This window comes from Streptomyces sp. NPDC025833 (assembly GCF_055558055.1).
Genome location: NZ_JBVHNF010000016.1, coordinates 14,389 through 37,897, shown reverse-complemented (window position 1 = coordinate 37,897; position 23,509 = coordinate 14,389). Strand labels below are relative to the sequence as shown.

The following is a 23,509-nucleotide window of genomic DNA, read 5'->3' as shown; positions in this document are numbered from 1 at the left end:
GGGGGCTCGGCTTCCTAGAAGTCGCCCAGGTGCCGCCGCGCGAACTCCAGCTCCAGGCGGACCTGCTTGATCCGCTCGTCCACGACCAGGGAGCCGTGCCCGGCGTCGTACCGGTACACCTCGTGGACCGCGCCGCGGGCCTCCAGCCTCTTGACGTAGTTGTCGATCTGGCGGATCGGGCAGCGCGGGTCGTTGACGCCCGCCGAGATGTGCACCGGTGCCGCGACCCGGTCGACGTAGGTCAGCGGGGAGGACGCCTCGAAGCGCTCCGGGACCTCCTCCGGGGTGCCGCCCAGCAGGGTGCGGTCCATGGCCTTCAGGGCCTCCATCTCGTCGTGGTACGCGGTGACGTAGTCCGCGACCGGCACCACGGCGATGCCCAGCGCCCAGGCGTCCGGCTGGGTGCCGACGCCGAGCAGGGTGAGGTACCCGCCCCAGGAGGCACCGGTCAGGACCAGGCGGGACGGGTCGGCGAGGCCGGAGGAGACCGCCCAGTCGCGCACCGCGGCCACGTCCTCCAGCTCGATCAGGCCGACCCGGTGCTTGAGGGCGTCGGTCCAGGCGCGGCCGTAGCCGGTGGAGCCGCGGTAGTTGACGCGGACCACCGCGTAGCCGTGGTCGACCCAGGCGGCCGGGCCCGCCGCGAAGGAGTCGCTGTCGTGCCAGGTCGGGCCGCCGTGCAGGTCGAAGACGGTGGGCAGGGGGCCGGTGGCGCCGGCCGGCCTCTGCACCAGCGCGTGGATGCGGCCGCCGGGACCCTCCACCCAGACGTCCTCCACCGGCACCGACGGCGGGCACGCCATGCCCGGCGGGTCGAGGACCACTCCGCCGGCCGTGGAGCGCACCGCCGGGGGCTCGGCGGCCGAGGACCACAGGTACTCCACGCTGCCGTCCGGGCGGGCCGTCGCGCCCGAGACCGTGCCCGGCGGGGTGGGGATGCGGGTCAGCTCGCCGGCCGCCAGGTCGTACCGGAACAGCTCGCTGCGGGCCTCGAAGCCGTGGGCGACGAGGAGGGCCGAGCCGTCCGGGTACCACTCGGCGCCGACGTCGCCCGGCAGCTCCAGGGCCAGGTCCCGCTCCTCGCCCGTCGCCACGTCCCACACCATCGGCTCCCAGCGGCCCCGGCGCTGGTGCCCGACGAGCAGCCGGGTGTCGCCCTCGACCGGGGCGAAGCCCAGCACCTCCAGGCCCAGTTCCTCGGTGCCGCCCTTGGTGTCGTCCAGCTCGGCGACCGTGGTGCCGTCCGGGCGGAGCACGCGCAGCGCGGCGTGCATGGCGTCGCCGTGCTCGGTGTGCTCGACGGCGATCAGGAGGCCGTCGGGCGAGAGGTCGCCGACGCCCGCCGACTCGCGGTGCCGGTAGATCTCCACCGGGTCCGCGCCCGCGCGCGCCAGGTGGACGGTGGTGCCGTCCTCGTCCGTGGAGCGGCCGACGACCGCCGTGCGGCCGTCCCGGGACAGGGCCAGCCCGGCCGGGTACGACGGGGCGAGCCCGGGCACGGCCGGCTCGTCCGGTCCGCCCGCGAAGGGCTGGCGGCGCCAGATCCCGAACTCGTCGCCGTCCTTGTCGTCGAACCACCAGATCCACGCGCCGTCCGGGGAGAGCACGCCGTCCGTCGTGCCGTTCGGCCGGTGCGTCACCTGCCGCTGCCCGCCCGTCGCGCGGTCCCACGCGTACAGCTCGTACGTGCCCGTGGCGTTCGACACGAACAGGGAGTGGTCCGGCGCGTCCTCCGCCCAGTCGGGCAGCGAGACCCGCGGCGCCCGGAAGCGCCTCTCCCAGTCCGGCATGTCCGGTGTGTCCGGCGTCCTGCTCTCACTCATGGCCCCAGTCATGCGCCCATACTGCCCGGCCGCGCCGGCGATCGGGGAACGCGGCCGCCCGGCCCGTGACCGCCTGCCCCGGCGGGGACCGGCCGGGGGCCGACCCGCGGGCGGGCGCCCGGCGCGGGCGCCGTACCGTGGAGGGCGTGTACCGCTTCCTGCTGACACCCCGCTGGTGGGGCATCAACGTCTTCGTGCTGCTCGCCATCCCGTTCTGCGTCTTCATGGGGTCGTGGCAGCTCAGCCGGTTCGAGGGCCGGGTGCAGGACCACCGCGCCGTGAGCGAGCGGGCGGCGTCCGGCCGGGACGAGGCCGCGCGCCCGCTGGCGAGCCTGCTGCCCGTCGACAAGAGCACGTCGGGACGGCGGGCGACGGCCACCGGCCGGTACGGCGAGCAGCTTCTGGTGCCCGGACGGGAGCTGGACGGCGAGCGCGGCTTCTACGTCCTCACCCTGCTGCGCACCCCGTCCGGCAAGGCGCTGCCCGTGGTGCGGGGGTGGCTGCCGGGCACGGCGGACCCCGCGAAGGCCCCCGCCGCGCCGGCCGGCGAGGTCACCGTCACCGGCGCGCTCCAGGCGTCCGAGACGCCCGGGGACAACGGGGTCAGCGCCGAGGGCGGGCTGCCCGCCGGGCAGACGGCGGCCATCAGCTCGGCGTCCCTGGTCAACCTGGTGCCGTACCGGCTGTACGACGCGTGGGTGACGCTGGACAAGGCCGACGGCGCGATGAGGTCCGTGCCCGCGAGCGCGCCGGACGGCACGGGCCTGGACCTGAAGGCGTTCCAGAACCTCGGCTACACCGGTGAGTGGTTCGTGTTCGCCGGCTTCGTGGTGTTCATGTGGTTCCGGCTGCTGCGGCGCGAGATCGAGTTCCAGCGGGACGCGGCGCTGGGCCTGGTGCCGGACGAGCCGGCGCGGACCCCGGTCGCGAGCGGCTGAGCGGTGCCCCGGGGGGGGCGGCCGCGGGGGTCACCCCGTGGCCAGCACCCCGGTGTAGTAGACCGTTCCCGCGCACGCGCCCGGTACGACGACCGTCGCCGCCGGGGCGCCGCCCTGCGCCGTGTGGGTGACCGCGATGCTGCCGTCCGCCGTGCCGCCCTCGGTGGCCAGCTGGGGTTCGGTGCCCGCGGCCCCGGTGGGGTCCGTGGCCGCGCCGCTGGAGGCCGTCTCCTCCTGGGACGGTGTCGGGTCCGGTGAGGGGGCGCCCGTGGCGGTCCCGCCCGTGCTGTCGCCGCCGCTGGTGGGACAGGTCTCGGAGGGGACGAAGGCGAACCTCTCCTCGTAGGCCGCGCCCGGCCGCAGGACCAGCGAGGCGACCTCCAGGGACGGGTCGGGCAGCGTGGCCGCCGGGTCCCCGGCCACGTGCCGCACGGAGCCGATCTTGGACTGGTCGGCGGCGCCCTGGGCCGTGGACGTGACGGTGCCCGGTCCGGAGACCGCGCAGGCCGCGCCGGAGACGTTGGTGACGGTGAAGCCGCCGTAGACGGCGCCGGCGGAGTCGGGCGCGCTCACGGTGCCGGTGGCGGAGCCCAGTTGGAGCGCCGTGCACAAGGGGGTGCCGGAGCTCCGGCTGACCGTGGGGTCGGCGGTGCCGGGGACGGGGACGGTGCCGGGGCTGTCCGGGCCGTTCGTCGGGGCCGGCTCGCCGGTCTTCTCGCCGGACCGGGTCGGCGTGCTCACCGGGGGCGGCGGGACGCTCTCGGGCGTGCTCCTGTCCGTGCTCTGGCCGGTGCCGCCCTGTGCCTGGGAGGTCTGGCCGGCCATGGCGGTGTTGGGGTCGGCGCCGCCGGCCCGGGAGACGTGCACGAGGGCGGGGACCGCGGTGCCGAGGAACAGGGCCGCCGCGGCCAGGCCGACCACCGCCTGCCGCTTGCGGGCGCGGCGCGCGGGGACGGCCCGGCGCAGGTGCTCCAGGGTGCCGGCGCGCGGTTCGAGTCCGTCGACGGCGGAGAGCAGCAGGCCGCGCAGGTCCGACTCGCCGGAGCCGGGACCTCCGAACCCGCCGGGACCTCCGAACCCACCGAGCGCGCCGGTTCCTTCGTGGCCGCCCGTTCCCTCGTGCGCGCCGGTTCCTCGGTGCCCGTCGCGTTCCGCGTGCGCGTCGTGCTCCGCGTGCCCGCCGCTGCCCGGGCCGGGCCCCTCGGGGCCCTTGTCGTCGGGGCCGTGGTTCACAGTTCCGTTCCCAGCCTGCGAGTGCGTGTGCTCCGGTCCCTGACGCGGCGCCGGCTCGTGCCCGGCGCGGGACTCGTGACCTTCGTCGAAGCGGCGCCCGCCCACGTTCCGGTCACGGGAATCGCCCCCTTCGGCCTTGTCGCTCATGCCGGCGCCTCCATGGCGATCCGCAGCGCGGCGATGCCCCGCGAGCCGTACGCCTTCACCGAGCCGATCGATATGCCGAGCGTCTCGGCGACCTGAGCCTCGGTCATGTCCGCGAAGTAGCGCAGCACGAGGACCTCCCGCTGGCGGCGCTGGAGGCCCTTCATCGCCTTGATCAGCTCCCGGCGCTCCAGCTGGTCGTAGGCGCCCTCCTCCGCGCTCGCCATGTCCGGCATCGGCTTGGAGAGCAGCTTCAGCCCGAGGATGCGCCGGCGCAGCGTGGAACGCGAGAGGTTGACGACCGTCTGCCGCAGGTAGGCGAGGGTCTTCTCGGGGTCGCGGACGCGTTTGCGGGCCGAGTGGACGCGGATGAACGCCTCCTGGACGACGTCCTCGCAGGAGGCGGTGTCGTCGAGCAGGAGCGCGGCGAGACCGAGCAGCGAACGGTAGTGCGCCCGGTAGGTCTCGGTGAGGTGGTCGACGGTGGTGCCGACGGCCTCGGCGGGCGCCGCGCCCGTCCTCTCCTCGTCGCCGTCACGCTGACCGGGTATGCGGGTGGGTCGCGCCGCGGGCATGGGGGCGATCACCGGCATGCCGCCGGCCGCGCGGGGCCGGAGTCCCGCACGGGGCCGCAGAGCCGCGCCGCCGCGGACCGCACTGAGTTCGAGTACCTCTGCCACGCCGGTTGGACACGCTTCCCCCCTCGGGGGTTGTACGTGCCGGGCGTCACATCCACGCCGACCGACGGTGCCTCACGTACCGACATGCGTCCCGCTCTCCCCTTATGTCCCATCTGAACGGGCGTCCCCACGCCCCGATCACGGCGTCCCCACGCCAGGAATCACGTCCCCGGGTCCCGCAAGAGTGACCGGGAAGACGCCCCGCGCCCTCCGTACGGTTGCGCGGGGCGGGAGGGAAATCCTCCGCCGTCGGGAGGGAAAGGATCAAGGGGTGGGGACCATGCTCCCGGCCACACCCCTCACCGGGATCCTACGCAGCCCTCACCGGCGGCCGGCCGGCGCCGTCTCCGCCGCGATCAGCTCCGCGAGTTGGGCGCTGTTGAGCGCGGACCCCTTGCGCAGGTTGTCGCCGCACACGAAGAGTTCGAGCGCCGTCGGGTCGTCCAGCGCCCGCCGCACCCGGCCGACCCAGGTCGGGTCGGTGCCCACCGCGTCGGCGGGGGTGGGGAACTCACCGGCGGCCGGGTCGTCGCACAGCACCACGCCCGGCGCGGTGGCGAGGATCTCGCGGGCGCCGTCGACACCGATCTCGCGCTGGAAGCGGGCGTGGACGGTCAGCGAGTGCGTGGTGACCACCGGCACCCGTACGCAGGTGACGGCGACCGGCAGCCCCGGCAGGCCGAGGATCCTCCGGGTCTCGTCGCGGACCGACAGCTCCTCCGACGACCAGCCGTCCTCGCCCAGCGACCCCGCCCACGGCACGACGTTGAGCGCGACCGGGTCCGGGAACGGCCCGGTGTCGTCCCCGACGGCCCGCCGCACGTCCCCGGGGTTCGTGCCCAGTTCGGTCCCGGCCACCAGCGAGAGCTGCGCCCTGAGCGTCTCCACGCCGGCCCGCCCGGCCCCGCTCGCCGCCTGGTACGAGGACACCACCAGCTCGCGCAGGCCGAACTCGGCGTGCAGCGCGCCCAGGGCGACGATCATCGTCAGGGTGGTGCCGTGGGGGCCGGCGACGATCCCGCGCGGGCGGGACCGCACCGCGTGCGGATTGACCTCGGGCACGACGAGCGGCACGTCCGGCTGCGCCCGGAAGGCGCCCGAGTTGTCGACGACGACCGCGCCGTGCGCGACGGCGACCGGCGCCCATGCGGCGGCGACCGCCTCCGGGACGCCGAACAGCGCGACGTCGACCCCGGCGAAGGCGTCCTCCGTCAGGGGCAGTACCTCGACCGCCTCCCCGCGCACGACCAGCTTGCGGCCGGCCGAGCGCGGAGAGGCGATCAGGCGGATCTCGCCCCAGACGTCCGCGCGCTGGGACAGGATGCGGAGCATGACCGTGCCGACGGCCCCGGTCGCCCCCACGACCGCGAGCGTCGGCTTTCCGGTCATCGGTCCGTGCCCCGGCTCATCGGCCGGTGCCTCCGTAGACGACCGCCTCGTCGGAGTCGGAGTCGAGCCCGAACGCCGTGTGCACGGCGCGGACGGCCTCCGGCACGTCGTCGGCGCGGGTGACGACCGAGATGCGGATCTCCGAGGTGGAGATCAGCTCGATGTTCACGCCCGCGTTGCTCAGCGCCTCGAAGAAGGCGGCGGTGACGCCCGGGTTGGTCTTCATGCCGGCGCCGACGAGGGAGATCTTGCCGATCTGGTCGTCGTAGCGCAGCGAGTCGAAGCCGATGCCCGACCTGTTCTTCTCCAGCGCGTCGATGGCCTTGCGGCCCTCGGTCTTCGGCAGCGTGAAGGAGATGTCCGTCAGGCCGGTGGAGGCCGCGGACACGTTCTGCACGACCATGTCGATGTTGATCTCGGCGTCGGCGATGGCCCGGAAGATGGCGGCGGCCTCACCCGGCTTGTCCGGCACACCGACGACCGTGACCTTGGCCTCGGAGGTGTCGTGCGCGACACCGGAGATGATGGCCTGCTCCACCTTCATGTCCCCAATCGGCTCACTGCTGACCCACGTGCCCTGGAGTCCGCTGAAGGACGACCGGACGTGGATCGGGATGTTGTAGCGGCGGGCGTACTCCACACAGCGGTGGAGGAGCACCTTGGAGCCGGAGGCCGCGAGCTCCAGCATGTCCTCGAAGGAGATCCAGTCGATCTTCCGGGCCTTCTTCACCACCCGCGGGTCGGCGGTGAACACGCCGTCGACGTCCGTGTAGATCTCGCAGACCTCGGCGTCGAGCGCGGCGGCGAGCGCCACGGCCGTCGTGTCGGAGCCACCGCGCCCGAGCGTGGTGATGTCCTTCTTGTCCTGGCTGACGCCCTGGAAACCGGCGACGATCGCGATGTTGCCCCTGTCCAGGGACTCGCGGATCCGGCCCGGCGTGACGTCGATGATCCGGGCCTTGTTGTGGACCGAGTCGGTGATGACGCCTGCCTGGCTGCCCGTGAAGGACTGGGCCTCGTGGCCCAGGTTTTTGATCGCCATGGCCAGCAGCGCCATGGAGATCCGCTCTCCGGCCGTCAGGAGCATGTCGAACTCCCGCCCGGCAGGCATCGGAGAGACCTGCTCGGCGAGATCGATCAGCTCATCCGTCGTGTCGCCCATCGCGGAAACGACGACGACAACCTGGTTGCCGTTCTTCTTCGCTTCCACGATCCGCTTGGCGACGCGCTTGATGCCTTCGGCATCGGCTACGGAGGAGCCTCCGTACTTCTGCACGACAAGGCCCACGTGCGCTCCTCGCTCGGTTCGTTTGTGTCGGCTCAGTCTATCGAGCGTCCGAATGCCGCCACCCTGCTCCCGCATGGTGAGACGTCGGACGCCCGCGTCCGGCACCTGCCCAGCCTCCGCCGGACCACTCGGCAAAGTGCCCCGGCTCACACCTCGCGGGACCCGCCGCTACTCGCCCCGCCGGATGCCCAGCGGCATGCCGATCTCCTGGGCCATCACCCGGCCCGCCTCGAACTCCAGCGTCTCGTCGCCCAGCTCCGGCTGGTCGGTGTCCAGGCCGTCCAGCTCCTCCAGCGGCTGGTTCAGCCGGACGTGGATGAGCACGGACTGCAGGGCGCGCAGCACCGCGGACGCGGTCGGCCCCCAGTTGGAGAAGTAGGAGAACTGCCACCACCACAGCGCCTCGGTGGTGCGGCCCGCGCGGTAGTGGACCATGCCGTGCCGCAGGTCGGCGATGACGTCGGCGAGGTCGTCGGAGATCCGGGCCGGCACCGGGGCCTTACGGGGCTCGTACGGGTCGAAGACCTCGGAGTAGACGTCGACGGGGTCCAGCAGCCGGGCGAAGTTCTCCCGCAGCTCGTCCACGTCCGGCTCCGGGCCCGGGTCGGGCTCGTAGCGCTCGTCCGGGACGATGTCCTCGTGGGCGCCCAGCCGGCCGCCCGCCAGCAGGAGCTGGGAGACCTCCAGCAGCAGGAAGGGCACCGCGGACTCGGGTTCGTCGCCCCTCGACACCTCCGTCACGGCCACCAGGAAACTCTCGACCTGGTCCGCGATCTGGACCACGAAGTCGTCCGGGTCCTGCGTCGTGGCGTGCAGCGTGGCGTCAGACATCTAGCAGTCGTCTCCCCTCGAAGGCGCGGCCGAGGGTCACCTCGTCCGCGTACTCCAGGTCGCCACCCACCGGGAGGCCGCTGGCCAGGCGGGTGACCTTCAGGCCCATGGGCTTGATCATGCGGGCGAGGTACGTCGCCGTCGCCTCGCCTTCCAGATTCGGGTCCGTGGCCAGGATCAGCTCCGTGACCGTCCCGTCGGCCAACCGTGCGAGAAGTTCCCGTATACGCAGGTCGTCGGGTCCCACTCCCTCGATGGGGCTGATCGCGCCGCCGAGCACGTGGTAGCGGCCCCGGAACTCGCGGGTGCGCTCGACCGCGACGACGTCCTTCGGCTCCTCCACCACGCAGATGACGGCCGGGTCGCGGCGCGGGTCGCGGCAGATGCCGCACAGCTCCTCCTGCGCGACGTTGCCGCAGGTCGCGCAGAAGCGGACCTTGGCCTTGACCTCCATGAGCGCCTGCGCGAGCCGCTTCACGTCCGTCGGCTCGGCCTGCAGGACGTGGAAGGCGATCCGCTGCGCGCTCTTGGGACCGACGCCGGGCAGCCGCCCCAGCTCGTCGATGAGGTCCTGGACCACGCCTTCGTACAACGGACTGCCCTTCCTGGAGACCTTTCGGTACGTACGGTAGTCGGCTCCCGGCTCCGCCCGGAAGGCGGAGGTGTCAGAACGGCAGGCCCGGGATGCCGCTGCCGCCGCCCAGGCCCTGGGCCAGCGGGCCGAGCTTCTGCTGCTGGAGCGCCTGGGCGTTCTCGTTGGCCGCCTGCACGGCCGCCACGATCAGGTCGGCGAGGGTCTCGGTGTCCTCCGGGTCCACCGCCTTCGGGTCGATCCGCAGCCCGCGCAGCTCGCCCGAGCCGGTGACGGTGGCCCGCACCAGACCGCCGCCGGCCTGCCCGTCGACCTCCGTGTTCGCCAGTTCCTCCTGCGCCCGCTGCAGGTCCTGCTGCATCTTCTGCGCCTGCTGGAGCAACTGCTGCATGTTGGGCTGGCCACCACCGGGGATCACGATCAGCTCCTCGCCGTCTGCCGTGTCGTCGTCCGACGACGTTTCTCCGTCGTCAACGAGCCTACGTGGTCCACGCGGCCACTGCCCCACCACTCTTTCGGGTGAGAACAGCGGCTGGCCTATACCTGATCAAGGCGCCCGTACGAGCGGAAAAGCGGGGAAAGCTCTCTCTCCGCCACCCATTGGGCGGTAGGAAGGTGGCCGCGCGTCGGCATGGAATGTCACGCGACGTGACCGGTCGTGATTAGGGAGTGCCGGGTGGGTCAGCCGGAGATGCAGCCCGAGGGTCCGCCTCAGGACGGGCGGGGCGAGGGGGCGGCCGGGCTGCGGCCGGGCGATCTGACCGGGCGGGCCTTCCCGCTCGGCGACTGGGGCGAGCCCGCGGAGCGGCTGGAGGAGCTGTACCGCTGGGTGGAGCGCCGGGCCCTGGAGACGGCCGCCTGGTACCTGCGGGACCGGGTGTGGAAGCGGCGCGGCGCGCGCGTGCTGCGGGCCGGGGCGGCGGCCGGGGCCGCCGCCGGTGCGGCGCTGCCCCTGCTCGACGTCGCCGGGGCGGCCGGCGGTGTGGCGCCCTGGGGCTGCCCGGCACTGCTGCTCGCGGTCGCGTGCGTCGCCACCGACCGCTTCTTCGGGATCACGTCCGGCTGGATGCGGGACGTCGCCACCGCCCAGGCGGTGCAGCGGCGGTTGCAGGCGTTGCAGTTCGACTGGGCGTCGGAGAGCGTGCGGGAGGTGCTGGGGCCCGCGGACGGGACGGCGAGCGAGGCGGCCGAGCGGTGCCTGGCGGTGCTGCGGCGCTTCTCGGAGGACGTCACCGAGCTGGTGCGCACGGAGACGACGGACTGGATGGTGGAGTTCCGCACGGGCTCGGCGCCGCTGGGCATCCAGACGGCGGTGGCCCCGGTGCCGCGGCAGGAGACCGCGGGCGCCGGGGGCCGGTTCCCGCTGCCGCCGGCGAACGGCAGCCGGCCGAACATGCCCAGGCAGCGGCCTCCGGAGCCGCGCTAGCCGCCCCGGGACCGGGCCGCTGCCTAGGCGCACAGCTTCATGCCCTCCGGTGTCCAGCAGGGCACGTGGCCGTGGGTGCGGATGATGCTCTGGCCGTTCCCGCGGGAGAGGTACGTCAGGAAGCTGGAGGCGAGGGAGTCGGCGGGCGGGCTGCCGTAGGTGTACGCGTACTCGATCTCCCGGTACGGGTACGCGCTGCGGCCGTGCTCGATCGCGTCCACGGAGGGCGCGTCGCCGTCCAGGGCCGGTACCCGGACCCCCGCGGCCCGCAGGGCGAGGTTCAGCTCGCTGTAGCCGACGGCGCCGGGCAGCCGGGCCACCTCGGCCAGCACCTGGTCGGTGGAGTCCAGTTCGCAGCGGGTCACCGGCGCCGACGGGTAGTCCCTGGACACGCAGTCCGCGGACGAGTTCGCCGGCTCGCCCTCCCCCAGCACCCGCCGCTGGAAGACCTGCCGGGTGCCGGAGTTGGCGTCCCGGCTGACCAGGCGGACCGGCAGCGGACGCCCGCCCCGACCCGGCCAGTGGGTGGTCTCCCCCCGGTACAGCCGGCGCACCTCGGCCGTGGACAGGTTCCGCGCCCCCACGCCGTCGTTGACGACGAGCGCGAACACCGACAGCGCGACCCGGGTCTCGCGCAGTTCGGGCCGGTCGCCGGGTTTGGGCCCGTCCGAGAACGCGACCACCGCCGGGGCCCCCTTGCCGCGCGCGGCCGCCCCCGCCGCCGCCAGCTCCCGTATCCCCGCGGTGGACCCGTGCACGTCGACGTCGACGGCGGCTCCCGCGCAGTCCTGCCCGTACTCGCGCGCGACCTCGCGCAGCACGGGCGCGAAGGCCGTCGACCCGATCACCCGCAGCCGGCCCCGCTCGCAGCCGACCGGCGGCGGGGTGTCGTCGCGGGCCACGACGATGCCGGCGAGCGTCATGACGCACACCGTGAGCATGATGGAGATGGTCCGGGACGCGCGGCTGAACAGGGGCGGCTTGTCGTCCGGGGTGGCGCTGCGGTTGGGGTGGACCTCGCCCTCCCGGATCCCGCCGATCAGCCGGATGCCGCGGTCCACGTCGCCGCCGGACAGCAGCACCAGCAGCTTGTAGTGGTCGCCCCGGTTGAGCGGGACGCGCGGGATGCGCAGGGTGTTGCCCTCGTAGCCGAAACCCCGTTCGGCGGTGAAGTGGTCCATCAGGTGGCCGGTGCCGGTCGGCTGGGTGACCGAGACGCCGCGGATGGTCCGGTCGGCGAACACCGCGGTGAGGCCGTGCCGTTCGGGGCCGGTGTAGTCGTCCCGGTCGATGCCCTGCGAACCGTCGTTCTCGACGCGCAGCAGGACGAGCGTGGCGTCCTCCATGCCGGGCGCCTCCAGGAACAGGCCGAGGCGCCGGTTGACACGGCCCGAGCGCGCGTCGTCGCCTATCGGGTTGTCCATCTGCACCCGGTAGCCGATCCGCTTGCGCCGCGGCACCCGGCGCTCGTACCAGACCATGCCCGCGGACGCGGCGATGCCCAGCACCGCGGTCCCGACGGCGACGACGTTCTCCGCGCTCAGCCACTCCATGTGGGTGCCCCCGCCACTGCCCGGAGCCGGATGATGGTGGAGTCACGGTACGGGCGCGGACGGGCCCGGGCGGCACCCGTCCACGAACGTTCGCCCGCCGTTCAACCACCGGGCCGCGAAGGGGGGGCCGGCCGCCGCCGGGGTCAGTCCTTGCGGTACGTCAGGCTCTCCCCGCCGCCCGCCTTCGCCCGCTTCAGCCGCCCGTCCGGCAGCAGGGTGAGCTCGGTGGCCTCGCCCGGGGTGCAGGAGGAGGCGGGTTCCGCGGTGGTCACGGTGGACGGCCCGATCTCCAGCGGCCCGTCGCCGGCGGGCCGGCCGGTCAGCTCCGCCTCGAAGACGCAGTGGTACGACCCGCCGTCCTCGGTCGGCCCGTCCGCGACCAGGGTCAGCACGGTGTCCCCCACCTCGCCCCGACGGATGGTCAGTTCGCGGCTGCCGGTGCCGCCCGCGCCGCCGATGGCCGTCCGCCAGGTGCCCAGGTAGCCGTCCGGGACCGCCCCGGGGCCGGAGGCGGACGGGGACGCCCGGCCGGCCGGCGTGGGCTCGGCGGAGCGGGACGGCGGGTCCGTGACGGTGGCGGGCGCCGGTCCGGCCGTGCCGCCGCCCTCGCGGCCGGTGCCGTCGCCGTTCTTCATCAGCGCGTACACGGAGCCGCCCGCGCCCAGCGCCACGACCAGCGCGATCACGACGAGCAGCGCGGTGGACCGGCCGCCGCGCCGCTCCGGTTCCGCGGGCTCCGGGAAGGGCGCCGGGCCGTACGGCGGGGCGGCCCCGGATCCGCCGGAGGCGTGGGGGTGGTACGGCTGCGGCCCCGCGCCCCAGGCCCCGGCGCCGGCGCCGGGCTGCCGCGGGTACCCGTTCCCGAGCGGGAGCGGGGGCCACGGGTGGGGGTACGGCGCCCCGTGGGCCGCCCCGGGACCGGCACCGAACCCGGCGGGCGGCGGCACGGCGGGCGGCGGGGTGCGGGGGGCACCGGCCGGTCCCCCGCCGGAGGCCGGGACACCCCCGCCCGCGCCGAAACCACCGGCACCCTCAGCGCCATGGGCCCCCGTCGCGCCACCGAAGCCACCGAGCCCACCGGCGCCATTGGCACCCCCAGCACCACTGAAGTCACCGGCCCCCTCAGCACCATTGGCACCATCGGCACCCACACCACCGAAGACACCGGCGCCATTGGCACCACCGAACCCACTGGCACCACCGGCACCTTCAGCACCGCCGAACCCACCGGCACCCTCAGCACCACCGAACCCACCGGCACCACCCAAGCCACCAGCGGGCACTCCCGCGCCCGGGGCCGCACCGGTGCCCCCAGCGGCCCCCGGCAGGGGTTCCGCAGGGGGATCCGCCGGCGAACCCGGGGAAGGTCCGGCGTCCGGGCCCGCGTCCGGCAGGACCGCCGTGCCGGTGGCCGTCCCCCGCTCCGGGTCCTCCACCTCCAGCAACCGCACGGCGTGCCGCCCCAGTTGGGCGACCAGCGCACCGGGCAGCCAGGGGTCCCGGGACCGGCCCCCGGTCACGGTGTCCTCCACCCCGGTCCGGTCCAGGATCGCGTCCAGCGGGGGCCGGGCCGCCGGGTCCTTGCGCAGGCAGTCCCGCACCAGGTCGGCGATGCCCTCCGGCACGCCCGTCAGATCGGGCTCCTCCTGGGCGATCCGGAACATCAGCGCGTGTGCCCCGCTGTCGGCGGGCCCGAACGGCAGCGTCCCGGTCGCCGCGTAGACGAGCACGGACCCGAGGCAGAACACGTCGCACGCCGGCGTGATCCGGTCTCCCCGCACCTGCTCGGGCGCCATGAACCCGGGTGACCCGACCAGCGACCCGGTCCGGGTGAGCCCCTCGCCGCCGGACGTCGCCGTCTCCCGCGCCCGCGCGATCCCGAAGTCGATCACCCGCGGCCCGTCGATGGTCACCAGCACGTTCGACGGCTTGAGGTCCCGGTGCACGATCCCGGCCGCGTGGATGTCCTGGAGCGCCTGGGCGAGCCCCGCCGCGAGGATCCGCACGGACCGCTCGGGCAGCGCCCCGTGATCGTGCCCGACGACCTGCTGGAGGCTCGGCCCGGCCACGTACCCGGTCGCCACCCACGGCACGGCCGCCTCGGTGTCCGCGTCCAGCACGGGCGCGGTCCAGTGGCCGCCGACCCGCCGCGCGGCCCCCACCTCCTGCCGGAAGCGGGCCCGGAACTCCTCCTGCTCGGCCAGTTCCCCGCGGACGAGCTTCACGGCGACGGTCCGCCCCCGGTCCGACCGGGCCAGGTACACGTGCCCCATGCCGCCCGCCCCGAGCCGCGCCAGCAGCCGGTAGCCCCCGATCCGCCGCGGGTCCCCCGGACCCAGCTTCTCCATCCGAGCGCCGCCTTCCCCCGTAGTTCCGCCGCGACGACCGAGAATAGTGCGCCCGTACGACCGCGGTACGGCCCGCCGGCCACGGGCGCGCGACGGCCGCGCCGCGGCCGTCCGCGTCCGGCGCGCCCGGTTCCGTGCGGGAGGGCGGGCCGCCACCGCGCCCTTCGCGGGCCGCCACCGCACCCCTCCCGGGCCGCCCCGTCCCGAGCCCCGCCGCCGTGCCCGTCGACAACCTGTCGTGATTTGCCCCCGTCCACGGAACAAGACGCCGATGTCGCTTCCGCATCGCGGACATTTACCCTCACGGGCATGACCCCTCAGCCCAGCCCCGAAGCCGGCGCCGCAGTGAAGGCCGCGGACCGCGCGCACGTGTTCCACTCCTGGTCCGCGCAGGACCTCATCGACCCGCTCGCCGTCGCCGGCGCCGAGGGGTCGTACTTCTGGGACTACGACGGCACGCGGTACCTGGACTTCACCAGCGGGCTCGTCTACACGAACATCGGCTACCAGCACCCCCGGGTCGTCGCGGCGATCCAGGAGCAGGCCGCGACGATGACGACCTTCGCGCCCGCGTTCGCGGTCGAGGCCCGCTCGGAGGCCGCCCGGCTGATCGCGGAGCGGACCCCCGGCGACCTGGACAAGATCTTCTTCACCAACGGCGGCGCGGACGCCGTCGAGCACGCGGTGCGCATGGCCCGGCTGCACACGGGCCGCCCGAAGGTGCTCTCGGCCTACCGCTCGTACCACGGCGGCACCCAGCAGGCGATCAACCTCACCGGCGACCCCCGCCGCTGGGCCTCCGACGGCGGCAGCGCCGGTGTGGTCCGCTTCTGGGCGCCGTTCCTCTACCGGTCCCGCTTCCACGCCGAGACCGAGGAGCAGGAGTGCGCCCGGGCGCTGGAGCACCTGGAGACGACGATCGTCTTCGAGGGCCCGGCCACTATCGCCGCGATCATCCTGGAGACCGTCCCCGGCACCGCCGGCATCATGCTCCCGCCGCCCGGCTACCTGGCCGGGGTGCGCGAACTGTGCGACAAGTACGGCATCGTCTTCGTCCTGGACGAGGTCATGGCCGGGTTCGGCCGGACCGGCGAGTGGTTCGCGGCCGACCTGTTCGGCGTCACCCCCGACCTCATGACCTTCGCCAAGGGCGTGAACTCGGGCTACGTCCCGCTCGGCGGCGTCGCCATCTCCGCGAAGATCGCCGAGACCTTCGGCCGCCGGCCCTACCCCGGCGGGCTCACCTACTCCGGCCACCCGCTGGCCTGCGCCGCCGCCGTCGCCACGATCAACGTGATGGCGGAGGAGGGCGTCGTGGAGAACGCCCGGCGGCTCGGCGGGAGCGTCGTCGGCCCCGGCCTCGCCGAGCTGGCCGAGCGGCACCCGAGCGTCGGCGAGGTCCGCGGTGTCGGCATGTTCTGGGCGCTGGACCTGGTGCGCGACCGGGAGACCCGGGAGCCGCTGGTGCCGTACAACGCGACCGGCGAGGCGAACGCCCCGATGGCCGCGTTCGCGGCCGCCGCGAAGAAGCACGGCGTGTGGCCCTTCGTGAACATGAACCGCACGCACGTCGTCCCGCCCTGCAACGTGACCGAGGCCGAGCTGAAGGAGGGCCTGGCCGCGCTCGACGCCGCGCTGACCGTGGCGGACGAGTACACCGTGTGACCTCCCGCGGACGGCCGGGCGGCCCGTGACCGGACGGACGGCTGCCGCCGCAGCCGTCCGAACGCGTAAGGTGACGTGCTCGTGAGCAGAGGGACCCGCGGGGGACGCGAGTCCGTACGTACGAGTACGTCACCCGGACGCGTGAGGAGAGGCACGAGCATGCCCGGCAACGGCACCGTGACGCGCAGCACGCTGCGCCAGCAGATCGCGGACGCGCTCCGTGACGAGGTGCTGGCGGGACGGCTGCGCCCGGGCCGGGCGTTCACCGTCAAGGAGATCGCCGACCAGTACGGCGTCTCCGCCACCCCCGTCCGCGAGGCGCTGGTCGACCTGTCCGCGCAGGGCATCCTGGAGGCCGACCAGCACCGCGGCTTCCGCGTCCCCGAGTACTCGGTCACCGACTACCAGGACATGATCGAGGCCCGCAGCCTGGTCACCGACGGCATGTTCCAGGCCCTCGCCGACGGCCACCCCGCCTTCCGGACCCCGCCGGAGGACCCGCGCACGGCCGCCGTCCTGGCCACCGTGCGCCGCCGCGGCGAGGAGGCCCAGCGGGCCGCGGCCGCCGGCGACCTCACCGTGCTCATCGGCTACGACCTGCGGTTCTGGCGCGAGCTGAGCGCCCTGTTCGGCAACCCCTACCTCGGCGACTTCCTGCACCGGCTGCGCGTGCAGTCGTGGGTCTGCGCGGTGCAGTACCTGCTGCGCCTGCCCGACCTGCGCGGCCGGCTCTGGGCCGGGCACACCGACCTGGTCGACGCGCTGGCCCGGCGCGAGGCCGGGGCCGCGCGCGCCGTCGTCGCCGACTCCAACGCGCACTCGCTGACCCTGCTGGAACACCTGGCGGGCGGGTAGAGGACCGGTACGGCCCGTACGGGGGGAGCCGCCCCGCGGCCGTACCGATTACGCTGCCCTGACCGACCCGCTGCCGCGCGTGACCGCACGCCTGACGATGCGAGGAGCCCTCTTTTGGCCTGTGACCTGTGGCTGGTACCGCTCGTGGACGTGTTGTGCCACACCCCGGACAACCCCTTCGCCGAGGAACTCGCGCAGTACGACAAGGCGCTGGCCGAGTCCGGCCTGCCGCCGGTGCCGGTGTACCAGTACATGCCGGGCCTGTCCGGTGACGTCGCCCCGGTCGCCGGCTTCGACTACGACGCCCTGCACTTCCTGCGCCGGGCGTACCTGCTCCAGGTCTGCGGGCTGCCGGTGACCCCGGTGGACGAACTGGGCGGCGACTACGAGCAGTTGCTGGAGATGTTCGAGTCGACCGCCCAGCGGTCCCACCTGGTCTGGCACTACGACCACGCGGGCGCCTACGTCCCCGTGGACTTCCCGCACCCGCTGTCGAACGACGAACTCCTCGCGGGCGGCGGCCCGTTGGGCTCCGCGCAGACGCTGCTGCGGGAACTCCAGCAGGTGGCGCCGGCCATCGGCATCGACCCGGCCAACCCGCCGGCGGCACCGGCCCCGCCGGCCGCCCCCACCGAGCTGGAGGAGCCGGCCGTCCCGGCCCCCTACGACCCCAGCCCCTTCGCCCGGGAACGCCACGTCTGGCTGGGCCTGCACGCGGCGGCGACCCGCTCCCTGGCGCAGGGCTCGATGATCGTGTTCAGCTGAGCCGCGGCTACGGCTACGGCCGCGGGCCGGGTGCGCGGGCGATGAGGTGGATCACCGGGGGCCAGAGCACCCCGGCCGCCATCAGCAGGGCCGGGCCGAGGTGCACCGGGCACACCAGCAGGGGTGGCCTGCCGTGGCGGGCGATCTCGAAGACGGCGGGGTCGGCGCAGTCCGTGCCGCCCGCCCGGTCCCCCTCACCGCCGTAGGGCCCCCGGCACAGCGTGCTCCGGTGGACGCTCATACGCCCATTGTCCACCGGTCACCGGCCACCGGGCCCGCCCGCTGCGACGACGGGACCGCCCGCCGGCCGCGCCCCGGGTGGGGGCGGGCCGGCGGGCGGTCCCGTGCGGTGCCCGAAGGCGTGCGGTGCCTACAGGAACGAGTTGATCTCGATCGTCTCGTCCCGGCCCGGGCCCACGCCGATCGCGGAGATCGGGGCGCCGGACATCTCCTCCAGCGCCTTCACGTAGTTCTGGGCGTTCTTGGGCAGGTCGGAGAAGGACTTGGCCTTGGTGATGTCCTCGGACCAGCCCGGCAGGGTCTCGTAGACCGGCTTGGCGTGGTGGAAGTCGCTCTGCGAGTAGGGCAGCTCCTCGACCCGCTTGCCGTCGATCTCGTACGCCACGCAGACCGGGATCTGCTCCCAGCCGGTCAGCACGTCCAGCTTGGTGAGGAAGAAGTCCGTCAGGCCGTTGACCCGGGTGGCGTAGCGGGCGATCACCGCGTCGAACCAGCCGCAGCGGCGGTCCCGGCCGGTGGTCACGCCCCGCTCGCCGCCGATGCGGCGCAGCGCCTCGCCGTCCTCGTCGAACAGCTCGGTCGGGAACGGGCCGGCGCCGACGCGGGTCGTGTACGCCTTGAGGATGCCGATGACCCGGCTGATCTTCGTCGGGCCCACGCCGGCACCGGTGCACGCACCGCCCGCCGTCGGGTTCGACGAGGTCACGAAGGGGTACGTGCCGTGGTCGATGTCCAGCAGCGTGCCCTGGCCGCCCTCGAACAGCACGACCTTGTCGTCCTCCAGCGCCTGGTTGAGGACCAGGACGGTGTCGGCGACGTACGGCTTGATCTGCTCGGCGTAGCCCAGCAGCTCCTCCACCACCTGGCCCGCGGCGATCGCGCGGCGGTTGTAGAGCTTGGTGAGGATCTGGTTCTTGGCGTCGAGGGCCGCCTCGACCTTCTGGGTCAGGATCGACTCGTCGTAGAGGTCCTGGACCCGGATGCCGACGCGGTTGATCTTGTCCGCGTAGGTCGGGCCGATGCCGCGGCCGGTCGTGCCGATCTTGCGCTTCCCGAGGAAGCGTTCCGTCACCTTGTCGACCGTCACGTTGTACGGCGTGATGACGTGCGCATTACCGCTGATCAGGAGCTTGGACGTGTCGACGCCACGCTCGTTCAGACCGCTCAGCTCGGAGAGCAGGACCGACGGGTCGACGACGACGCCGTTACCGATGACCGGCGTACAGCCGGGGGACAGGATTCCGGAAGGGAGGAGGTGCAGGGCGTACTTCTGATCCCCGACGACCACCGTGTGGCCGGCGTTGTTACCGCCCTGGTAACGCACCACATAGTCGACGGAGCCGCCAAGCAGGTCCGTCGCCTTTCCCTTGCCTTCGTCACCCCACTGAGCACCGAGCAGCACAAGTGCGGGCACGCGCGTACACCCCTTCCGGGCGGGGCATGTCCAAGGTCGGGGGCGCGGGCGTAAGGTTCACCGCCGCGTACCACCGCGACCGTCGTCGGTCGCACAACCGTCGGACCGGATGCCCCGGAATAGACGAAGCCCCTGGCGCAATAGCGCAAGGGGCTCTTGCACAAAGATGCTACCCGAGGAAGCGAGGCAGGACCGAGGTGGCGACTTCCGCGAGGTCCGATCAGCTGCTGGTGATCATCGATCGGGCGGCACGGCAGGCGGACGGAGAGGCCGTGCGCATCGCGAAAGACGTGCTCAGCGCGGGTGCGGCGGCCAAGCTCTGCCTCCCCGACTCACCGGAGGAGTTCGCCCGCGCGCTGGGCCGCCGGGGCGCGCGGCGGCCGGTCGTGGTCGGTGGCGGGCAGGCCCTGGTCCGTGCCGTCACGCTGCTGCACCAGCGGCGGGAGCTGGCCGGATGTGCGCTGTCGGTGGTGCCGGTGGGCGACACAGCGCTCGCCGAGTCGCTCGGGGTGCCCGGCGACGCGGTGGCGGCGGCCCGGGCGGTCCTGGATGGCGCCGAACGGCGGCTGGACCTCCTGGTCGACGACAGCGACGGCGTGGTGCTGGGCGCGCTGGGCATCCCGCCGGAGCCCGTGCGGGCGGCCGCCGGCCGGGCCGTGCCGCTCTCCGCGGCCGGCCGGCCCTGGTACCGCTCCCTGGTCCGCACCCTGGCCGTCCGGCCCGCCGCCGCGCCCCCCGCCGGCGCGGCCCGGCTGCGGGTGGAGGTGGACGGCGAGACGGTGGTCGACCTGGACCAGCCGGTGGAGGCCGTGTCGGTGGCGCCGGGCGCGGACGGGGCGGCGACGGTTCAGGTGCGGCCGCTGTCGGTGGGCGCGGAGGCGACGCCCCTGCTGGCCGCCGGCCGCACGGTGACGGTCACCGGAGCCGACTTCCGCTACCGGGCGGACACCGCGGTGGCGGGACCGGTGCGCAGACGGACCTGGCGGGTGGCGGAGGGGGCCTGGGGCCTCGTCCTGCCCGCCGTCCGCTGACCGGCCGGCTCAGCCCGCCTCGACGGCCAGCCCCCGCGCTCCCCGGATGACGAAGTTCGGTCTGCGCACCGGCTCGGCCGCCAGGGTGAGGGCCGGGGCCTGCCGCAGGAGGGCCGTCATGGACGCGGCCAGTTCCATCCGGGCCAGCGGGGCGCCGACGCAGTAGTGGATGCCCGCGCCGAAGGAGATGTGCGGGTTGTCCGCGCGGGCGAGGTCCAGCCGGCCGGGATCGCGGAAGACCGCCGGGTCGTGGTTGGCGGAGCCGAAGAGCAGGGCGACCTCCGAGCCCCGGGGGATCACCGTGCCGTCGATCCGGATGTCGTCCAGGACCCAGCGCTCGAAGAGCTGGAGCGGGGTGTCGTAGCGCAGCAGCTCCTCGACCGCGGTCGGGACGAGCGCGTGGTCGGCGCGCAGGGCGGCCAGCCGGCCGGGATTGCGGAACAGGGCCCACCAGCCGTTCACCGTAGCGTTGACCGTCGCCTCGTGACCGGCGTTGAGCAGCAGCACCACCGTGGAGACCAGTTCCTGCCCGGTGAGCCGGTCGCCCTCGTCGTGGGCGGCGATCAGCCCCGAGATCAGGTCCTCCCCCGGCTCGGCGCGGCGGGCCGCGATCAGCTCCCGCAGGTACGCCGAGAACTCCTCCGAGGCGCGGACCGCCCGCGCCGCCGTCTGTTCGGACGGGTTCAGCTCGTACATCCCGCAGATGGCCGCCGACCACGGGCGCAGCAGCCCCCGGTCGGCGTGCGGGATGCCCAGCATCTCGGCGATCACGGCTACCGGCAGGGGTTCGGCCACGTCCGTCAGCAGGTCGCCGCCGCCGTTGCGGACGAGCCCGGCCACCAGCTCCCGCGCCAGCCCGTGCACGTACGGCCGCAGCCGCTCCACGGTGCGCGGGGTGAACGCCTTCGACACCAGGCGCCTGATCCGGGTGTGGTCCGGCGGCTCCAGGTCGAGCATGCCGTGGTCGTTGAGGGTGTGGAACGGCTCCTGCTCGGGCGGGGGCGCGGTGCGGCCGAAGTCCTCGTGGGAGAACCGGTGCCGGTACGTCCGGCCGAGCCGCCGGTCGCGCAGCAGCGCCGAGACGTCCGCGTGGTGCGGGACCAGCCACTGGTCCGTCGGCTCGTACCGCAGGACCCGGCCGCGTGCCCGCAGTTCGGCGTAGGCCGGGTACGGGTCGGCCAGGAACGCGGGGTCCCAGGGGTCGAAAGCGAGGTCGGTGGGGCCTGCCATGCGGGGACGCTAGCGCCTCACCGCCGCCTGCGGCCAGGGTGCCCCCGTCACCCGGGGGTGACCAGCCGCGCCTCGTACGCGAACACCGCCGCCTGGGTCCGGTCCCTGAGGCCCAGCTTGACCAGGATGCGGCTCACATGGGTCTTGATCGTCGACTCGGCCACCACCAGGCTCCCGGCGATCTCGGCGTTGGACAGGCCCTGGGCGATCAGGACCAGCACCTCCGTCTCGCGCTCCGTCAGTTCGCCGTACGCCGCCCGCACCGCCGCGGGCAGCGGGCGGGGCGCCGCGGCCAGCCGGGAGAACTCCGCGATCAGCCGTTTCGTGACCGAGGGGGCGAGGAGGGCCTCGCCGGACGCCACCACCCGCACGCCGTCGGCCAGCCGGCGGGCCGAGGCGTCCTTCAGCAGGAAGCCGGAGGCGCCCGCCCGCAGCGCCTGGTACACGTACTCGTCCAGGTCGAACGTGGTCAGCACCAGCACCTTCGCCGCCGTGTCCGCGGCGACGATCTCCCGGGTCGCCTCGATGCCGTTCAGCTCCGGCATCCGGATGTCCATCAGGACGACGTCCGGGGAGAGTGCACGGACCCGGTCCACCGCCTCGCGGCCGTTGACGGCCTCGCCGACGACCTCGATGCCCGGCATCGCGTTCAGCAGGACCGAGAATCCCTCGCGGACCATCATCTGGTCGTCCGCGATCAGCACGCGGATCGTCATGCCCCGTCCTCGCTCGCGGCGGCCGGCACCGGCAGGAACACCGACACCTCGTACCCGCCGTCGGCCGTCGGGCCGGCCGTCATCTCGCCGTGCAGCATGGAGACGCGCTCCCGCATGCCCGTGATGCCGTGCCCGGCGCCCGGTGAGGTGCCGAGCGGTCCCGGCGCGGGCGGCGGGCCGTTGACCACCCGCAGGCCCAGACCGCCGAGGACGTAGGCGACCTCCACCCCGGCGTCCGCGCCGGGGGCGTGCCGCAGGGTGTTGCTGAGCGCCTCCTGCACGATCCGGTACGCCGACAGCTCCACGCCCTGCGGCAGTTCCCGCACCGCGCCCGTCACCGTCTTCCGCACGGCCGGCCCGGCCTCCCGCACGTTGGCGAGCAGGTCGTCCAGGTCGGCGAGGGTCGGCTGCGGGGCGTCCGGCGCCGCGTAGTCCTCGGCGCGGACGACGCCGAGGACCCGGCGCAGCTCGGCCAGGGCCGCCACCGCGTTCTCCCGGATGGTGGCGAACGCCTTCTCCAGCTCCGGGGGCGGGTCCTGCACCCGGTAGGGCGCGGCCTCCGCCTGGATGGCGACCACCGACATGTGGTGGGCGACCACGTCGTGCAGCTCGCGGGCGATCGTCGTGCGCTCCTCCAGCAGCGTGCGCCGCGAGCGCTCCACCGCGGTCACCGTCTGCTGCGCGGTGACCTCCCGCCGGGCGTCCCGGCGGATGTGCCACGCCGTGACGGCCAGCAGGACCAGCGCCGAGACGACCAGCATCGGGCCCACGTCGGTGCCGAAGCGGTCGTGGCCGAGGACCGTCTCGGCGAGGAGGCCGTACACCGCGGTGAGCAGCCACGTCCAGGCCGCCGTCCGCGGCCGGGTGCGCAGCGCGACGACCGTGAGGACCACCAGGTGGGAGACGAAGCTGCCGGGCGCCCACGGCCAGTCGAAGCCGGTGGCCCCGCCCATCAGGGCGACGACCGTGGTCGCGGCGAGCGAGGCCCAGAACGCGCCCGCCGGCCGCACCAGGGTCAGCAGCACCGGCCCCAGCGCCAGCAGCCCGCACAGCAGGGCCGGCGGACCGGCGTAGCCCGTGCTCGCCACGGCGGCCGCCATAGCCAGCAGTCCGAGGCCGCCCACGAGGGCGTGCGGGGCCCAGGCCGCGTACACCCCGGCGCGGCCGGGGCGGCGGGCGAACCGGCCGCCGGCCGCGCGGGGCAGCGGCCGGTAGGCGAAGGCGTCGTGGAACAGGTCCTGCCGCAGGCCGCGCAGGGCTTCCGCGGTGAGCCGCAGCTCGGGGCTGCGCGGTCGCCCGGCCCCGGCCGCCGGCGTCGTCTGCGTGTGCGTCGTCTCGGTCACGGGGG

Annotated in this window: 21 protein-coding genes; 6 read left to right on the top strand and 15 right to left on the bottom strand. The window is 74.3% G+C overall.

The genetic code is table 11. From position 1 onward, the window contains the following. Positions 1-14 precede the first annotated feature (14 nt). Positions 15-1,823, bottom strand: a complete 1,809-nt coding sequence (locus tag ACZ4K2_RS27170) for a S9 family peptidase (protein WP_467468126.1) — start codon at positions 1,821-1,823, stop codon at positions 15-17. A 146-nt stretch (positions 1,824-1,969) separates the two neighbouring features. Here ACZ4K2_RS27170 and ACZ4K2_RS27165 point away from each other — a divergent pair, with 146 nt between their 5' ends. After that, positions 1,970-2,761, top strand: coding sequence for an SURF1 family protein (locus tag ACZ4K2_RS27165; RefSeq protein ID WP_467468128.1), 792 nt, complete (start codon positions 1,970-1,972; stop codon positions 2,759-2,761). 30 nt (positions 2,762-2,791) lie between these two features. Here the strand turns inward: ACZ4K2_RS27165 and ACZ4K2_RS27160 are convergent, their stop codons facing one another. From ACZ4K2_RS27160 to ACZ4K2_RS27130, 7 genes are all read right to left on the bottom strand, one after another. Next, positions 2,792-3,994 carry a hypothetical protein gene (locus ACZ4K2_RS27160; RefSeq protein ID WP_467468130.1) on the bottom strand — a complete coding sequence of 401 codons (1,203 nt, stop codon included), beginning with the start codon at positions 3,992-3,994 and terminating at the stop codon, positions 2,792-2,794. 143 nt (positions 3,995-4,137) lie between these two features. Continuing rightward, complete coding sequence (locus ACZ4K2_RS27155; protein WP_467468132.1) at positions 4,138-4,818, bottom strand: SigE family RNA polymerase sigma factor; 681 nt, start codon at positions 4,816-4,818, stop codon at positions 4,138-4,140. Positions 4,819-5,139: 321 nt separating this feature from the next. Then, the gene (locus tag ACZ4K2_RS27150) at positions 5,140-6,207 is read right to left on the bottom strand and encodes an aspartate-semialdehyde dehydrogenase (protein WP_467468134.1); all 1,068 of its coding nucleotides are present in this window, start codon (positions 6,205-6,207) and stop codon (positions 5,140-5,142) included. A gap of 16 nt (positions 6,208-6,223) precedes the next feature. Then, on the bottom strand, positions 6,224-7,495 hold the full coding sequence (locus ACZ4K2_RS27145) for an aspartate kinase (protein ID WP_467468136.1): 1,272 nt from the start codon (positions 7,493-7,495) through the stop codon (positions 6,224-6,226). Positions 7,496-7,663: 168 nt separating this feature from the next. Then, a complete protein-coding gene (locus ACZ4K2_RS27140; RefSeq protein WP_467468138.1) occupies positions 7,664-8,326 on the bottom strand; it encodes a DUF5063 domain-containing protein in 663 nt (220 codons plus the stop codon). Further along, on the bottom strand, positions 8,319-8,918 hold the full coding sequence (gene recR / locus ACZ4K2_RS27135; protein WP_467468140.1) for a recombination mediator RecR: 600 nt from the start codon (positions 8,916-8,918) through the stop codon (positions 8,319-8,321). The genes ACZ4K2_RS27140 and recR overlap by 8 nt, the downstream gene beginning before the upstream one ends. Positions 8,919-8,991: 73 nt before the next feature. Continuing rightward, positions 8,992-9,336 carry a YbaB/EbfC family nucleoid-associated protein gene (locus ACZ4K2_RS27130; RefSeq protein ID WP_467468142.1) on the bottom strand — a complete coding sequence of 115 codons (345 nt, stop codon included), beginning with the start codon at positions 9,334-9,336 and terminating at the stop codon, positions 8,992-8,994. Between the two features lie 258 nt (positions 9,337-9,594). On the opposite strand from ACZ4K2_RS27130, the gene ACZ4K2_RS27125 reads away from it, so the two are divergent. After that, positions 9,595-10,344: an SLATT domain-containing protein gene (locus ACZ4K2_RS27125; protein ID WP_467468144.1), complete on the top strand. Its 750-nt coding sequence runs from the start codon at positions 9,595-9,597 to the stop codon at positions 10,342-10,344. Between the two features lie 23 nt (positions 10,345-10,367). Here ACZ4K2_RS27125 and ACZ4K2_RS27120 read toward each other — a convergent pair whose 3' ends face one another. Then, the gene (locus tag ACZ4K2_RS27120; protein ID WP_467468146.1) at positions 10,368-11,897 is read right to left on the bottom strand and encodes a substrate-binding domain-containing protein; all 1,530 of its coding nucleotides are present in this window, start codon (positions 11,895-11,897) and stop codon (positions 10,368-10,370) included. Between the two features lie 143 nt (positions 11,898-12,040). Then, entirely contained in the window at positions 12,041-14,245 is a 2,205-nt protein-coding gene (locus ACZ4K2_RS27115; protein ID WP_467468148.1) for a serine/threonine-protein kinase, read from the bottom strand. A gap of 309 nt (positions 14,246-14,554) precedes the next feature. Here ACZ4K2_RS27115 and ACZ4K2_RS27110 point away from each other — a divergent pair, with 309 nt between their 5' ends. The 3 genes from ACZ4K2_RS27110 (at position 14,555) to ACZ4K2_RS27100 (ending at position 17,530) form a co-directional block, all read left to right on the top strand. Continuing rightward, complete coding sequence (locus ACZ4K2_RS27110) at positions 14,555-15,910, top strand: aminotransferase class III-fold pyridoxal phosphate-dependent enzyme (protein WP_467468150.1); 1,356 nt, start codon at positions 14,555-14,557, stop codon at positions 15,908-15,910. 159 nt (positions 15,911-16,069) lie between these two features. Continuing rightward, positions 16,070-16,765: a GntR family transcriptional regulator gene (locus ACZ4K2_RS27105; protein WP_467468152.1), complete on the top strand. Its 696-nt coding sequence runs from the start codon at positions 16,070-16,072 to the stop codon at positions 16,763-16,765. A 114-nt stretch (positions 16,766-16,879) separates the two neighbouring features. Next, positions 16,880-17,530 (top strand): hypothetical protein, encoded by a 651-nt coding sequence (locus ACZ4K2_RS27100; RefSeq protein ID WP_467468154.1) that lies wholly within the window; start codon positions 16,880-16,882, stop codon positions 17,528-17,530. 13 nt (positions 17,531-17,543) lie between these two features. Here the strand turns inward: ACZ4K2_RS27100 and ACZ4K2_RS27095 are convergent, their stop codons facing one another. Both ACZ4K2_RS27095 and ACZ4K2_RS27090 read right to left on the bottom strand, forming a co-directional pair. Next, positions 17,544-17,771, bottom strand: a complete 228-nt coding sequence (locus ACZ4K2_RS27095; RefSeq protein WP_467468156.1) for a hypothetical protein — start codon at positions 17,769-17,771, stop codon at positions 17,544-17,546. A gap of 129 nt (positions 17,772-17,900) precedes the next feature. Next, positions 17,901-19,184, bottom strand: coding sequence for an adenylosuccinate synthase (locus ACZ4K2_RS27090; RefSeq protein ID WP_143629805.1), 1,284 nt, complete (start codon positions 19,182-19,184; stop codon positions 17,901-17,903). Between the two features lie 197 nt (positions 19,185-19,381). On the opposite strand from ACZ4K2_RS27090, the gene ACZ4K2_RS27085 reads away from it, so the two are divergent. After that, entirely contained in the window at positions 19,382-20,215 is an 834-nt protein-coding gene (locus ACZ4K2_RS27085; RefSeq protein WP_467468159.1) for a diacylglycerol kinase family protein, read from the top strand. A 9-nt stretch (positions 20,216-20,224) separates the two neighbouring features. Here ACZ4K2_RS27085 and ACZ4K2_RS27080 read toward each other — a convergent pair whose 3' ends face one another. From ACZ4K2_RS27080 to ACZ4K2_RS27070, 3 genes are read right to left on the bottom strand one after another with little or no spacing between them, the layout of a single operon-like run. Then, entirely contained in the window at positions 20,225-21,445 is a 1,221-nt protein-coding gene (locus ACZ4K2_RS27080) for a cytochrome P450 (RefSeq protein ID WP_467468161.1), read from the bottom strand. Positions 21,446-21,492: 47 nt separating this feature from the next. After that, positions 21,493-22,161: a response regulator transcription factor gene (locus ACZ4K2_RS27075; protein ID WP_467468163.1), complete on the bottom strand. Its 669-nt coding sequence runs from the start codon at positions 22,159-22,161 to the stop codon at positions 21,493-21,495. After that, complete coding sequence (locus tag ACZ4K2_RS27070) at positions 22,158-23,504, bottom strand: sensor histidine kinase (protein ID WP_467468165.1); 1,347 nt, start codon at positions 23,502-23,504, stop codon at positions 22,158-22,160. Before ACZ4K2_RS27070 ends, ACZ4K2_RS27075 begins: the two co-directional genes overlap by 4 nt. Positions 23,505-23,509 lie beyond the last annotated feature (5 nt).

Coding starts and splice junctions, on each gene's coding strand:
- ACZ4K2_RS27170 (WP_467468126.1), bottom strand. CDS start 1,823: ATGAGTGAGAGCAGGACGCCGGACACACCGGACATGCCGGACTGGGAG.
- ACZ4K2_RS27110 (WP_467468150.1), top strand. CDS start 14,555: ATGACCCCTCAGCCCAGCCCCGAAGCCGGCGCCGCAGTGAAGGCCGCG.
- ACZ4K2_RS27140 (WP_467468138.1), bottom strand. CDS start 8,326: ATGTCTGACGCCACGCTGCACGCCACGACGCAGGACCCGGACGACTTC.
- ACZ4K2_RS27105 (WP_467468152.1), top strand. CDS start 16,070: ATGCCCGGCAACGGCACCGTGACGCGCAGCACGCTGCGCCAGCAGATC.
- ACZ4K2_RS27150 (WP_467468134.1), bottom strand. CDS start 6,207: ATGACCGGAAAGCCGACGCTCGCGGTCGTGGGGGCGACCGGGGCCGTC.
- ACZ4K2_RS27080 (WP_467468161.1), bottom strand. CDS start 21,445: ATGGCAGGCCCCACCGACCTCGCTTTCGACCCCTGGGACCCCGCGTTC.
- ACZ4K2_RS27120 (WP_467468146.1), bottom strand. CDS start 11,897: ATGGAGTGGCTGAGCGCGGAGAACGTCGTCGCCGTCGGGACCGCGGTG.
- ACZ4K2_RS27115 (WP_467468148.1), bottom strand. CDS start 14,245: ATGGAGAAGCTGGGTCCGGGGGACCCGCGGCGGATCGGGGGCTACCGG.
- ACZ4K2_RS27095 (WP_467468156.1), bottom strand. CDS start 17,771: ATGAGCGTCCACCGGAGCACGCTGTGCCGGGGGCCCTACGGCGGTGAG.
- ACZ4K2_RS27075 (WP_467468163.1), bottom strand. CDS start 22,161: ATGACGATCCGCGTGCTGATCGCGGACGACCAGATGATGGTCCGCGAG.